This window comes from Candidatus Avelusimicrobium caledoniensis (assembly GCF_902756455.1).
GTDB lineage: Bacteria > Elusimicrobiota > Elusimicrobia > Elusimicrobiales > Elusimicrobiaceae > Avelusimicrobium > Avelusimicrobium caledoniense.
In genome coordinates, this window is sequence record NZ_CACVRB010000028.1 from 22,496 (window position 1) to 35,988 (window position 13,493).

General features: G+C 47.6%; 12 protein-coding genes. 4 read left to right on the forward strand and 8 right to left on the reverse strand.

Annotated elements, in window-relative coordinates:
• Positions 1 to 25 precede the first annotated feature (25 nt).
• The 5 genes from ACQY2W_RS06565 to ACQY2W_RS06585 form a co-directional block, all read right to left on the reverse strand.
• Entirely contained in the window at positions 26 to 652 is a 627-nt protein-coding gene (locus ACQY2W_RS06565; protein WP_428050588.1) for a type IV pilin protein, read from the reverse strand.
• Between the two features lie 248 nt (positions 653 to 900).
• Entirely contained in the window at positions 901 to 1,983 is a 1,083-nt protein-coding gene (gene mnmA / locus ACQY2W_RS06570; protein WP_428050590.1) for a tRNA 2-thiouridine(34) synthase MnmA, read from the reverse strand.
• A 111-nt stretch (positions 1,984 to 2,094) separates the two neighbouring features.
• Positions 2,095 to 3,288: an HD domain-containing phosphohydrolase gene (locus ACQY2W_RS06575; RefSeq protein WP_428050592.1), complete on the reverse strand. Its 1,194-nt coding sequence runs from the start codon at positions 3,286 to 3,288 to the stop codon at positions 2,095 to 2,097.
• A 7-nt stretch (positions 3,289 to 3,295) separates the two neighbouring features.
• On the reverse strand, positions 3,296 to 4,603 hold the full coding sequence (locus ACQY2W_RS06580) for a 4Fe-4S dicluster domain-containing protein (protein WP_428050594.1): 1,308 nt from the start codon (positions 4,601 to 4,603) through the stop codon (positions 3,296 to 3,298).
• Positions 4,600 to 6,591 carry an FAD-binding oxidoreductase gene (locus tag ACQY2W_RS06585; protein WP_428050596.1) on the reverse strand — a complete coding sequence of 664 codons (1,992 nt, stop codon included), beginning with the start codon at positions 6,589 to 6,591 and terminating at the stop codon, positions 4,600 to 4,602. The genes ACQY2W_RS06580 and ACQY2W_RS06585 overlap by 4 nt, the downstream gene beginning before the upstream one ends.
• A gap of 58 nt (positions 6,592 to 6,649) precedes the next feature.
• On the opposite strand from ACQY2W_RS06585, the gene ACQY2W_RS06590 reads away from it, so the two are divergent.
• The 3 genes from ACQY2W_RS06590 to ACQY2W_RS06600 are packed head-to-tail and all read left to right on the forward strand — an operon-like array spanning position 6,650 to position 10,268.
• Positions 6,650 to 7,438, forward strand: coding sequence for a metallophosphoesterase (locus tag ACQY2W_RS06590; RefSeq protein WP_428050598.1), 789 nt, complete (start codon positions 6,650 to 6,652; stop codon positions 7,436 to 7,438).
• A 14-nt stretch (positions 7,439 to 7,452) separates the two neighbouring features.
• On the forward strand, positions 7,453 to 8,022 hold the full coding sequence (locus tag ACQY2W_RS06595; RefSeq protein ID WP_428050600.1) for an epoxyqueuosine reductase QueH: 570 nt from the start codon (positions 7,453 to 7,455) through the stop codon (positions 8,020 to 8,022).
• Positions 8,022 to 10,268 carry an AsmA-like C-terminal region-containing protein gene (locus ACQY2W_RS06600; RefSeq protein ID WP_428050602.1) on the forward strand — a complete coding sequence of 749 codons (2,247 nt, stop codon included), beginning with the start codon at positions 8,022 to 8,024 and terminating at the stop codon, positions 10,266 to 10,268. Before ACQY2W_RS06595 ends, ACQY2W_RS06600 begins: the two co-directional genes overlap by 1 nt.
• Here ACQY2W_RS06600 and ACQY2W_RS06605 read toward each other — a convergent pair.
• Positions 10,263 to 10,901, reverse strand: coding sequence for a type IV pilin protein (locus tag ACQY2W_RS06605; protein ID WP_428050604.1), 639 nt, complete (start codon positions 10,899 to 10,901; stop codon positions 10,263 to 10,265). The two genes, ACQY2W_RS06600 and ACQY2W_RS06605, sit on opposite strands and share 6 nt — an antisense overlap.
• 389 nt (positions 10,902 to 11,290) lie before the next feature.
• Here ACQY2W_RS06605 and ACQY2W_RS06610 point away from each other — a divergent pair, with 389 nt between their 5' ends.
• Entirely contained in the window at positions 11,291 to 11,983 is a 693-nt protein-coding gene (locus ACQY2W_RS06610; RefSeq protein WP_428050606.1) for a glycerophosphodiester phosphodiesterase, read from the forward strand.
• Between the two features lie 46 nt (positions 11,984 to 12,029).
• On the opposite strand, the gene ACQY2W_RS06615 is transcribed toward ACQY2W_RS06610, so the two are convergent.
• Positions 12,030 to 12,446, reverse strand: coding sequence for a hypothetical protein (locus ACQY2W_RS06615; RefSeq protein WP_428050608.1), 417 nt, complete (start codon positions 12,444 to 12,446; stop codon positions 12,030 to 12,032).
• Positions 12,447 to 12,455: 9 nt separating this feature from the next.
• Complete coding sequence (locus ACQY2W_RS06620) at positions 12,456 to 13,316, reverse strand: bifunctional 5,10-methylenetetrahydrofolate dehydrogenase/5,10-methenyltetrahydrofolate cyclohydrolase (protein WP_428050610.1); 861 nt, start codon at positions 13,314 to 13,316, stop codon at positions 12,456 to 12,458.
• Positions 13,317 to 13,493: the final 177 nt, after the last annotated feature.

Sequence of the window (13,493 nt, forward strand, 5' to 3'; positions counted from 1 at the left end):
AACTTTTGGTTACGCGCCGTTTTTTTTACGGATAATAATATCCTTCCCAGCTTGTGCTTGAATAAGATGAGGTGGTGCGATGGGTTTCGTTTTGACAAATTTTGTTTGCTAAAGCGTTTTGATTGTGGGCGAAACAAATATCTCCTCCTCGCAAAGAAAAATTGGCCTGATAACTTAAAAAAGGATCATTATCTTTATATAAAAAACATTCTGCATATTGGCTACTTACAACGACGTGGCATCTGCCCCATGAATAATGGTAAGAGGTTTCATTGGTAGAAGTGGAAGAACTATTTGGGGTAGGGAAATCAAGACTCAAGGCATCTAAATCTGCCGTATAAGATCCGGTAGCTAAGTAATAGGCATCTTCTCCATTTGCTATGCTCTTGGTAACATCTTTAATGGTGGCTAACCGCCCTTTCCATACGGCTTTTTGATATTGCGGCAACGCTACCGCCGCCAAAATACCGATGATTAAAACGACGACTAATAATTCAATAAGCGTAAACCCGGTGTCGCTGTTATAAAATAAGCCGTCACCCTGAACTTGATTCAGGGTCTTCCACGTGGGTTGTTGTCGTTGCGAAACGGCGAGCGTGGAAGATTCCAAATCAAGTTTGGAATGACACTTAATTTTATTTTTGTTGTTCATGTTATTTGCTCCTTAATCATAATTGTCATCCTGAATTTATTTCAGGATCTCACCGCTTTTTAAATCAGACACAAGGTGAGATGCTGAAACCCTGCGGGCCGCTCGTTCAGCATGACATCTTTTTTAGTTGTTTTTTTCCGTCCCTTTATTATCGTTTTTTTTTTTGATCTGTCAAGGCCTTTTTCCTTAGACAACAAAAACACCCTAAGCCAAAACGGCTTAGGGTGTTTGGGTAAAAGTTTTTTTGCTTATAAAATCATGCCGCCGCCCAGCACTATGTCGCCGTCGTACATCACCGCGCTTTGCCCGGCGGTAATAGACAGTTGCGGCTCTGCAAATTGCGCGTAGATTTTGCCGTCCTCTTGCACGGTTACGTGCGCTTTAGCGGGCAGGTGCAAATTGCGGATTTTAATTTCGCAATCAAATTCTTGTGCGGGCGGCTCGCCGCACACCCAACTCACGTTTTCGGCTGTAAGCGCGTCTTTGTATAAATCTTTTTTCGGGCCGATGATGACTTGATTTTTCTCGGCGTCAATTTCCACTACGTACATCGGCTCTGCAAACCCGCTAATACCCAGCCCTTTGCGTTTGCCAATAGTATAGCCCCAGATCCCGTTGTGACGCGCGACGACTTGACCGTCTTTGGTAACGATATCGCCGGGTTTGTTGGGGAAGTTTAACAAGTCGTTGTAATCGCCGCAATAAAAATCTTGGCTGTCCTCTTTGTCAGCCACTTTAAGCCCGGCTTTGCGGGCCACTTCGCGGATCTGCGGTTTTGTTTTTTCGCCGAGCGGAAAGAGCACGTGGGCGAGTTGCTGTTGGCCTAAACGGTGCAAGAAATAACTTTGGTCGCGCGATAAATCTACCGCTTTTTTAAGCAGGTATTTGGTTGATTTTTCGTCGTAGCAAACGCGCGCATAATGCCCGGTGGCAAATTTATCAAACTTAATGCCTTGTGCGCGGGCCGCGCTGGGAAGCACGCCGAATTTAATAAAACTGTTGCAAAGTACACACGGGTTAGGTGTGCGGCCGCACGAATATTCCAAGCGGAAATTATCCAAAACTACTTTGCGGTATTGTTCGCGGCAATCTACCACGACGTGTTCAATGCCCAGTTTATCGGCAATTTCTTTTACTTCCTGCAAATCTTCCTTTTCGGGCGACAAGCACGCGTTTTTTTGATAGGCCCCCTTGGGGGTAGGTAGCGACGGGTCCCACACTTGCATGGTGGCCCCTATCACATGATATCCCTGCTCTTTAAGCAGTACGGCGGTAGCGGCGGAATCTACCCCGCCGGAAAGACCGACGAGAATTGTCTCTTTTTCCATCATAACCTCACGGATAAAAATTTTTGTACTTAAGGTTGAAAGCCAAAAGGACTCTTATATTTTAGTATTTTTAGTGAGTGTGCAGAAACTAAAAACTCCGCTTTTGCGGAGTTTTTAGTAAAGTTTAATTTCGTTGGGGATGGTGGTGGTCTTTTTTTGAATCGGTTTATTGACCGAGATGTGCGCGTACAACCGCTTGACCGACGGATAGACTTTTTGGAACGCCGCCACAATGCGCGGGTCAAACGATTTGCCCGATTCTTCCAAAATGTACGCCAGAGCTTCTTCGGTGCGCCACGCTTTTTTGTACACGCGGAACACGCACAACGCGTCAAACACGTCGGCTACCGTTACAATGCGGGCCTCTAACGGTATTTCTTCTTCGCGAAGACCCTTGGGGTATCCCAGCCCGTTCCATTTTTCGTGGTGATACAAACTCATTTTGTGCGCCATTTGTAATACTTTGGAGTGCGCGCCTTCCAAAATGCGTCCGCCGTAAATGGTGTGCGATTTCATAGTTTCAAATTCGTCGGGGGTTAGTTTGCCGGGTTTAAGTAAAATGTTATCTGCCAAGGCCACTTTGCCGATATCGTGGAGCGGACTTGCGTTTTTGATCAGTTCCGCTTCGGACTTGCTCATGCCCAGTGCCAAAGCGAGTAAGTAGGAAATAATGCTGATGTTTTTTAAATGCTGACGGGTGTCTTGTTGATCTCTATATTCGGCCGTGACGGCCAAGCGGTAAATGGTTTCCAACTGGGCCACGCGCACTTCTTGGTATAGTTTGGCTATCTCAATAGAGCCCGAGGCCAGTGTGGCAAGCAACCGTAGCAGCCCTTCGTCGCTTTTATCAAACGGGGTGCCGTCGGACTTGTTAGACGCTTGAAACACGCCTAATACTTCGCCGGAATTATTTTTAAGCGGCACGGCAATCGTAGCGTGCGTGCGGAACGCCGTTACGATATCTACATCAATAGAAAAACGGGAATCTTCGTAAGCGTTGGGTAAATTGATGGTTTGTCCGGTCCGGGCGGCAAGAGAAATAAACCCGTCGCTACTCATCGGGATGCGGATTTCGGTATGCTCTAAGCCCTTGCCTTGCGCAATTTTGGACCACAACTCGTTGGTAGTTTCGTCTTTCAAATAAATCGTACAACGGCCCACGTCCAACATTTGGGTAATTTGTTGGGCGATAATATCCAGCAGTTTGTCCAAGTGCAGTTCGGAGGAGATACGGGTACCGAACTCCACCAACAGACGGAGTTTTTCTTCAGCTGTCAGCCGTTCATGCGCGTGGCCCAGGTCTTGCATAAAAACACTACCTATCTACGTGTACGAAATGCGTCGCTTTTGCCGCCGGATAGAATTTTTTCAGTAAGTACGTCAGTTCTAAGGCGGCCAGCCCGGACAACACAACCACCAACCGGGTTTGTGTACGGGCGACTTTTTCTACTGCCTTGAGTCCGATCTGCGTTGCCTTTTTGGGGTCAACAAACACATACCCGAACGCGGGCACATCCGCGTCCGTATAAAAACACTCTACTAAATTTTTGCCAAAAAAGGTATAGAGATTTTTTTGGGCTTGTTCAAAGGGGCCGCCTTGCCGCTCAAACAGGGCACTTTTGTCTAAAAGCACCGGCCCGGCATTTTCTTTTTTATTGACGGGAGGAGTCGTGTTGGGAAGATCCGTTACAAAGCGCACGCACGCGGCAAAGCGGCGGGCTTTTGTTTGCCAATTGTCGTACGCGGCAAACAGTTGCGGCGCGCGTTTTAAGAAAAGATAGACGTCTATACTGTCTGTTACAAGCGGTAAATTTCCGTTGGCGTAATGTGCGTGTTTGGTAATTAAACGGCGTAACGTGCGGCGGCTTAAGCGCAGGTCGCCATACACGTAGTCAAAAAGCCCGGTAGGCATATTTTTCCAAACAACGGTGCGGTATTTTTGACGCGCACGTTGCAAAGTGCGTAATGCAATATCCGGCAAAATAAATTCAGCTTCCAACGAGGGCAAATAGATAAGTTCCGGGTTGTCTTGCGTGAGCGGTTGCCCGGCGCGTGAAAGCGTTTTTTTCAGCGAAGTAATACGCGCGGGTAAAATTTCATTTATGTGTATCAGCCCGCGTAACGCGGATAAACGTGTTACGCGTAAAGTACGCAAACAAGATACAAAACCCATTCGGCGCAAAAGTAGCGCAGAGCGGGCGCACAACGCAAAAATACGCGAGTGCGTGGTGCGCAGTTGCAAGAAAGATTGCAAAAAACCGGGTAATACGCGTAGCGAAAAAGCGCGCCGCATTTCTAACACATGTTCGGCTGTCGGGATTTGTCCGGCGCATGCCTGTGTGCACCGTCCGCACAAGGTGCAAGAGGTAATTACGTCTAGCAGGACCGGGTCGGTGGGGGCGGGTTTTAATTTTTGTTCCAGTATCAAACGTAACAGTTGGTTGCGGCCGCGCGGGGAAAAAGCTTCCTGATGGGTTAATTGGTAGATCGGGCAAGCTTGCATACAACTGCCGCAACGGTTGCAATAAGAAACGGAATTATATAAATCACGCGACCCGAGCGGCGTTTCCAACGCGTGGAGTTGTTTAAAAGAATATAAGGGCCAACGCCACACAGGGGTCATCTTGTTTCCTCCGGGGGTAGGGGTAAAAGTTGGTGCGGGTCCAACACTTTTTTCAGCCGCTCAAACGGTACATTCGGCGTAAACGGTTTAAACGGGGTAGGGGTTAAAACAGCGGGTTTGGTTGCATAAATTTTAAAGACCAGTTCTGTAACTAATCCTAACGTGCCTTGTGCGCCCGCAAACAGGCGCACCAAATTATATCCGGCGGCATTTTTGGTTAGTTTCCCGCCGTACTGAATCCGGTTACCGTTGGGCAAAATAGCTTTGAGTCCCGTTACGTGTGCATAAAACCCGGGGAATTGTCCCGATGAAAAAACGCCGCCCAACGTATGTTTGCCACGGGCGGGCAGTACGCTGTAAACGTGCTTGGCGCGCAGAGCCGTGGCCAGTTGGGTAAGCGTAACGCCGGCTTGGGCGGTAACGGTATAGTTGGTTAAATCTACGTCTATAATTTGGCTCAGTTCGCGCGTGGAAAAGACATCGTTTTTCGTTTTTAAAGAAGTGTTATTTCCTGCGATTAAAAACGGTTTTTGGGAATTAAGTTTTGCGCAAAATTGAGTCATTATTTTTTGTTCTTGCGGAGAAAGTGCCGGAAGTAAACGTGCTTTTTCCGCGTAACCCACGGGGATAATTTTAGACGGATTAGTTAAATTGTCCGGGTCAAAAGCGCGTTTAAGTTGGGTGAATAAATCTAAGGTTTTTTCGTCGTACGCTACGGCCATTAAACTGCGCTTTTCCACGCCGACGCCATGCTCGCCGGATATGGTTCCGCCGGCTTCTACGCACAGTTGCAAAATTTGTTTGGCCATACGCGTAATGCGTTGGGTGTCCGGGCGGTTGCGTTCATCAAAGACCAGTTGCGGGTGGAAATTGCCGTCTCCGGCGTGGAAAAGCAAACTGGCTGTTACGTGATTAGCAGTTAGAAGTTCTTGTACTTTTTTTAACGTGCTTGGCAATTCGCTACGCGGCACCGTGCCGTCGCAAACCAGCACATTGGGGGCCAGCCGCGCCATGGCGCTGTAAGCGGCTTGACGTCCTTTCCACAAACGGGCGCGCTCTTGCCGGGTATCGGCCGCGCGAAACACAAGCGCGTGATTTTGGTGGCAAACGGTTTCCACGGTTTTTTCATCTTGCTTAATAGAGTGGGCTGTGCCGTCTAGTTCTAACAGTAACAACGCTTGCGCATCGGCGGGATATCCGGCATGTGAAAAATCTTCCACGGCTTGCAGTGTAGTGTGGTCCATGGCTTCTACACAACGCGGGATAATACCTTGGGCCATCAGGTCCGTAACGGTTTGCACGCTGTCTTGTAACGACGGGAAAGTGACTAAAAAAGTTTTAATGTGTTTGGGAGTCGGTAAAATTTTTATTTTAAGTCGGGTAACAATGCCTAAGGTGCCTTCGCTGCCAATCAGTACGCCTACCCAATCCGGGCCGTTTTGTTCACGGCTGAAAATTTGGATTTTCCCGTCGGGTAATACCACGGTGATTTCCAACACGTGGCCCAACGTGCCGCCGTATTTTAAACACCGCGCCCCGCTGGCGTTTTGGGCGATGTTTCCTCCTAAGGTGCACACGGCTTGGCTGGCCGGATCGGGTGCGTAAAAAAAACCTAACGGTTGCAGCGCTTGTTGCAACTGGCCGGTAATTACCCCCGGCTCGGTGATAACAAAACCCTCTCGCGTGTTGATCTGCAAAATATGATTTAAAGCGGTCAAATTTAATACGGCTCCGCCTTTGGGCGTACTGCAACTTCCAGCGTGATTGGTGCCAGCCGCGCGGGCGACAAACGGAATACGAAATTGGTGCAGAAGTTGCACGGTAGGGGCTACTAAGTCTGACGTAGGGATATGCAGTATTAAGTCGGGCCGCATACGGGAAAGCGAACAATCGTATGCGTTTAGATGTAGCGAAATTTCATCTGTGCAGACGTTTTGCTTGCCGATAAGTTTTTCTAACGCGCGTAAGGCCGGGCTGGGTATATGCATAAGTGGTCCGGGTATAAGTTTTGTATACTATTATTATAGTATTTTACAGGCAACTTCTATGCAAGCATCAAAACGCGCAAAACGTCTGATAGTGGTAGGGGACGTGCATGGCCAATATGACCCGTTTGTTACGATTTTACAACATGCGGGCGTGCTTGATGAGCAGTTAAATTGGGCGGGCTCGCGCGATCGCGTTATCCAAATGGGCGATATTTTGGACCGCGGACCTTGTGCCAAAGAAACCGATGCGTTATTAGATAAAATCCAACGCCAGGCGGCCCGTTGCGGAGGGGAAGTCATCCGTTTAGTGGGCAATCATGAGTTGGAAATTTTACTTTCTAACTTCACCATTTCCGGTTTGAAAGGAGCGGATGCCATTATGTTGCGCGATAAAATGACCTCGCAAGTGCTCAGCGGACAATTACGCGCCGCATACGGTTATAAAGGGTTTTTATTTACCCATGCCGGGGTGACACGCCGGTTGTATAAAATTTTCCAATTACAATTAGACGATGCAAATGCCCACAACGTAGCGGTGCTTATCAATTTGATTTTTAAAGAGTCTATTAAACACCAGTTTTTTAAACACCCTATTTTTAATATCAGCGTAAGCCGGGCCGGCACAGATAAATTCGGCGGTATCTTTTGGGAAGATTTAGTTGATCTGGCTGATTCTTTTACGCAAAGCCCCGTTTGGCAAGTGGTGGGTCATACCCCCATAGAACGTATCATCATAGATCCGGTTTCCCACATTATCCCGGTGGACGTTGGTTTGCACCGCAAATTGCAGTATCTGGTAATTGACGAAAGCGGTACGCCGCAAATTTGTGAAGTCCCGCAACAATAAATAAAAGGGGTGCTATGGGATACAAAAAATTATTGGTGCTTTCCTGTTGCGCGCCGTGTTCTTGCGGCGCAATTAAACACCTTGTGCAGGGCGGAACGTCGGTTACGGTGCTATTTTATAACCCCAATATTTTCCCCAGGCAAGAGTATGAAAAACGCCGCGACGAGCAAGCACGTGTTTGCCGCGCATTGGGTGCAAATTTTGTAGAGTTACCTTATGAGCCCGAAAAATGGGACCGCGCCGTAGCCGGATTAGAAAACGAGCCCGAGCGCGGCCGGCGTTGCAGTGTGTGTTTTGGACTTCGTTTGGCGGCCGCGCAAGCGTATGCCAAAGCGAACGGGTTTGAAGCGGTAACGTCGGTGTTGGGGGTATCCCGTTATAAAGATTTACAGCAAGTAAACCGGGCCGCTTGCCTCGCGTGGATAAAAGGCGGCAAGCCGTACTGGGCTAAAGATTGGCGCAAAGACGGGTTGGAAGAACTACGCCGGGCACTTGTTAAAGAATTTAAAATGTATCAGCAAACCTATTGCGGTTGCAAATACAGTTTAGCGTCTGTTACTACGTGCAAACAAGAGAGAAAATAATGAAAAAAATTTGGTTAAAACGGGTCGGTATTGTTTTGGCGGTATTGGCAATCGGTATCCTTACTGTAGATATCGGGCTACATGTGGTGTCCAGCCGCGCGTGGGTAACGCAAAAATTGGCAGACAAAATTGCCCAAACTACCGGACGCGAAGTGCGTTTAAGTAAAGCGGTATTTAATTTGCGTGGGGCCACCGTAGAAGATTTTGTGCTATCCAAACCCGGCGGACTAGCCGAAGGGGAAATGCTCCACCTCAAACAAGCTAAAATCAAGGTGTCGCTTTGGCACTTGTTGCACGGAGAACTGCACATCAAAGCCGTGGGCATAGACGGCCTGTCCTTGCATATTGTGCGGGACGAACAGGGCAAATTAAATACCGATTTTCCATCAGATGATTCGGCCGTGCAAGAAGATTCTTCGCAAAACGCTCCTTTTGATATCGCCATTAAAGAATTATCGGTAGCCAAAATGGAAATTACATACACCGATAAGCAAACCAACCTACAAGCCGCGTTAAAAAATACGCATATTACCGTGCGTGATTTTTCGTGGGAAGATCCGTTTGAATTAACTGCCTCGTCCGCGTTTATTTACCAACAGCCGGACCAAGACGCATTTGAGGCGCATTTATCGCTACATGCACAGGCGTATTTGGCGGAGTTGGAGCTGTCCAAAGCGTACGCAGAAATTTCTTCTTTCTCGGTGCGTTCGGATGATATGCGTGCTGTGCTTACGGGCCGGGTGGAAAATTGGCAAGATCCGGCATTTGATTTAAGTTTGGATGGGCAACATATTTCTTCGCAACGTCTAACGATGTTGGCATCAAAAGATTTTCCGTTTGAGTTTTCTGAGTTTCTGGCGCAAGCCAAAGGAACGATGCACCCGCAAGAAGAAAAACTAAATCTTACCCACGCCGCAATTACTTTTCCCGGAGTGGAGTTGTCCGCCAAAGGGACGGCCGGGTGGACAAAGAACGAATATAATATGACGGCACAAGGCCGTGTGCAAATGGATCAGCTAAAAGATACTTTTTCGTCGTTAAAACCGTATGCGCTGGGGGGACATATTACGCTTAAAGCGCAGTCTTCTTCGCAAAAAATATCAGGTCGCGCAGAGTGGTTATCGGGTGAAATGCAACTGCCGCAGACGGGTAAATTCTCGGCGGTACAAGCCGTGTTGGAAACGCAAGAACACTGGGACTATAAAAACGGACAAGGTACGTTAAACGTAAACGGTATGTTAAACGGCGAGCCGTTTAAAACTAATTTTTCATTTACTCAAACGCCGCAAAAAATTACAGCGGATTTAAAAGCATCGGCCGACCGTCTTATCTTGCCGCCTTCGCCCGCTCCTACTCAGGCCGACGACACCCCGCAGACCATTACAAAGCCGACAAGCAACGGAAAAAGCAAATGGCCCTTGCCGCCCATTACCGCAAAAGCGGATGTGCGTATTTTGTCGTTGGATGCACCGTTCTTGCGCGGGAACGATTTTGATTTCCAGGTAGATATGTCCGGCATTACCCCGTGGTTAGATGAGGCACACGGTACGCTTTCTTTATCCGTGCACGACGGACAAATTACTGATTTGTACCAACTGACCAATTCCAACGCCGTGATGAAAGTGATGTTTATGTCACTTAATGTTGTGGGGAAAGTATTTAACAGTTTGGATGTACTATCGGTGTTGGGCGGATTGGCGGGTTCGTCCAAAGGTAACGAACAAGACGAAGTAATTAAAATGATCCCCGACGAAAACGGAGAAATGGTGGCCGTCAAAGTGCCGGCCCACGCGCGCAAAGTGGACGGCAAATTGGCGTATGATAAATTTTCAACGGACGTACAATTTGAGCACGGTGTGGCGACGGTAAAAGAAGGGCATTTTATCTCGGATATGATGTCGTTTAATTTATCGGGTACTACTAATTTTAAGACGGAAAAAGTAAATATGACGGTACACGCTGCGCCGGGTAAGCACGAAACAAACGGTATGATGCCGCTGACGCTTAAAATCGGCGGGACGGTTAGCAATCCGTCGGGCAATATGAGTGTGTTGAGGTCGGTGTCTGCCATGGTAAGGCAAAGCGTGACGAACAATTTTGCCTCGCGCGCCGTGAAGAAAGGCGTTGGCGGTTTCTTCGGTTTGTTTAGAAAAAACGATGAAACACCGGCAGAACAATCGGTACTGGAAACGTCACATCCTGCTGGCGAAGCGCAAACACCCGACAGCGTAGAAGAAAGTTTATAAAGAATTACAAATTTGTTTGCCTAAAGCTGTAACGGCGGTGTAAGAGTAGCAGCCTATTTTATCCGGATAGGGGGAATGGGATAGCCATACCTGATATATAAAGTCTTGTTTTTGGTAGGCACACAGGTTCCATCTCTTGTCCCCTTTAATTTCATCCGGGCAATAGGCGGCCCGAATGCGGTGGGATGCTTCTCCTTCTTGTGCCGTTAGCGGGTCTATCATAAAATATTTATCGCATATCAGTATAGTGTCGTAATCGGACGACACTTCACAAAAAGACAAATCAATATCCAAATCGTTTATATTGTCGGTATATGTTCCGTTGGCCATATAATACGCTTCTTGGGCCTGTTTGATACTGGCCAGTACCGGGCGTACGTTGGCTAGCCGTGCTTTGGCAACGGCTACCTTATACTGTGGCAGAGCTACCGCCGCCAAAATGCCGATGATGAGAACGACTACTAATAATTCAATGAGTGTAAAGCCGTTGTTGCCGTTATGAAATAAAGATGTCATCCCAAACTTGATTTGGGATCTTCCACGTACGCTGGTGTTGTTCCCTTGCAAAACGGCGAGCGTGGAAGATTCCGTATCAAGTACGGAATGACACTTAATTTTATTTATGTTTTTCATATTGTTTGCTCCTTGTTGTTTTTCTGCGTTCCTTTATTATCGTTTTTTTTTTTGATTTGTCAACCCCTTCTTCGCTTTTCTGGCACCAGAAAAGCTCGCAAAAGAGTGCCGCCCCTGGGTGCTATAAAAAGCAGACGAAATGGGAAATTTTTCAAACTCACTGCGTTCAAACATGAAAAATTTCTTATCCATTTCGGCGCTTTTTATAAACAGCACTTTCGGCGCTTTTTATAAACAGCACTAAAGGGGCGGAAAAACAACAAACGGCTCTCTCTTTTTTTCTCCTCGCCCCTTGCCCGGGGTGCTCGCCGCACAGGCATAAGGCCGGGGGCGGGGTAATAAAAAACTTTATTTGCTTTTGGCGTATCTATTTTTTCTATACTATAACTATGATTTACTTTTCACACCGTGGTGCAAATACGTTTTGCGTGCAAAATACCGCTCCCGCGTTTGCGTTGGCGCACAAGCAAGGCGCGCGAAATTTTGAGTTGGACGTACACCTGTTAAAAGACGGTCAATTAGCCGTCCACCACGACGAGTCTTTATTATCTACCGCCGGAAAGGATATCAAGTTGGCGGATCTGACAAGCAAAGAATTGAAACAAATTCCGCTGAAAAATCCGTTTTCGCCAGATACGGTTTTTGTGCCGCTGCTTAACGAGATTTTGCCTGTTGTGTCGCCGGAGTTGGAAATTTTAAATATAGAAATCAAAAACGACCATAATATCTATCCCGGCATAGAAAACGTGCTGTTGGATATGCTAAAAAATTATCCGGCACTGGCGCCGCACATTTTATTTTCCAGTTTTGATTACGATACATTGGCGCGTTTGCGTTCGTTGGCTCCCACAGCACGTATCGGTTTGCTTACGCGCGCGTTTGATGTAACAAAAGCGCTTGCCTTAAATGCGCAGAGTGTGCATATCAATCAAACGCGTTTCACGCCGGATATCGCGCGCGTATGCCACGAAAACAACTTGCGTGTTTATCTTTATACTGTTAATGACATAAAACAAGCCGCCGCGCTTGCACAAGACGGCGCAGACGGTATTTTTACGGATGCTATCCACTTATTTATCTGACAAAAAACCCCGCGTTTAACGCGGGGTTTTTTGCGTCAACCAAAGCTTAATAATCGTATTGGGTTTCGCTGTACGAAGAGGAAGAAGACGCCGTGTTTTCTGTGCCGCCTTGCATACCGTAGTATTGTTCGGGCGTATAGCGTTTGGGTTTTTCCCACAAGCGTTTTTCTTTCTTGTACTCGCTATCGGACGGTTGGCCGGGTACTTTAGGTTGTTGGCGTTCATCAAAGAAATAGACGCCTTTATCCGTTTCCGGCACCGTGTTAAAAATATATTCCGATTCGGCCGCCGCCGGAGCTTCGCGGCGTTCTTTAGCGGCTTCTTCGCTTAAATCTTCCAAATAATCTTCTTCGGTCAGATAGATTTTGCGGTTATAGCGCGGATCTTCTTTTTGCTCAGACGCGCACGCCGCTAAAATTCCGGCGCAGAATAAAAACAACATCAGTTTTGTAATCGTTTTCATAAGTTCTCCTTAAATCTTCCGTTCACCTGATAATATAATGTTTTCCAGCAGTACCGCAAGTGTTACTGGGCCCACTCCGCCGGGAACGGGGGAATAAGAAATGCCCGCCGCCTCTAATTCTTGTGCGTTTGCATCGCCGCAGAGCGTGTTGTTGTTCCAGTTGGTGGAAATATCAATGACGGTGGATCCTTTTTTCAGCCACTCGGTTTTGAGTAGGCCGGGCGTTCCCGCGGCCGAGCAAATTACGTCCGCATTTTGCACAGCGCGCGGCAAATCGGTATACGAGTGGCACAGTTTGACCGTGGCATTTTTGCATGATAACAAATGCGCTAGCGGCCGCCCCACGGTAGAGGATCGCCCGATAACGACCACTTCTTTGCCTTGTAAATCTACGTGATGAAAATCAAGCAGTCGCATGACCGCCATAGCCGTACACGGCACAAATCCGGGCAAGTTTTCTATTTCTTGCCATGTTTTACACAAAAACATCCGGCCCGCATTAGCAATGGACATTCCGTCAATATCTTGGCGGGGGTTTAAGTAGTCGGCAAAGTCGCTCTGGGCCAGGTGCGGCGGCAACGGGCGCGGGATGAGCACGGCATCGGTTTGTGCGTATTTGGCCAGTTCCTTAACGGCTTTACAAAATCCGACAGGCGAGGTTTGCCCGTCCAAATCAAACACGTGCGTTTCTATACCGATTTTTTGTGCCGCCTCTACTTCTTTTTGCAAGTACAACCGCGCGGCGTAATCTTCCGCCGAGCCGAGCGCGCACAAACAAATCGGACGGCCGAGTTTTTTACGCACAACGTCCGCCCGTTCTTGTAGCGGGGCGCGGATTTGTTTAGCAAGTGTTTTTCCCTCTAATATCATATTGTTATTTTAGCAAATAACGGCACGGGTTATGTAATAGCTAAGGGTTGAGGGGGAAAAGAGAGAGGTTTGTTGTTGATCCGCCCCTTTAGCACCGTTTACAAAAAGCGCCAAATCGGAGAAGAAAATTTATATGTTTGAGCGAAGCGAGTTTATAAATTTTCCCGATTTGTCTGC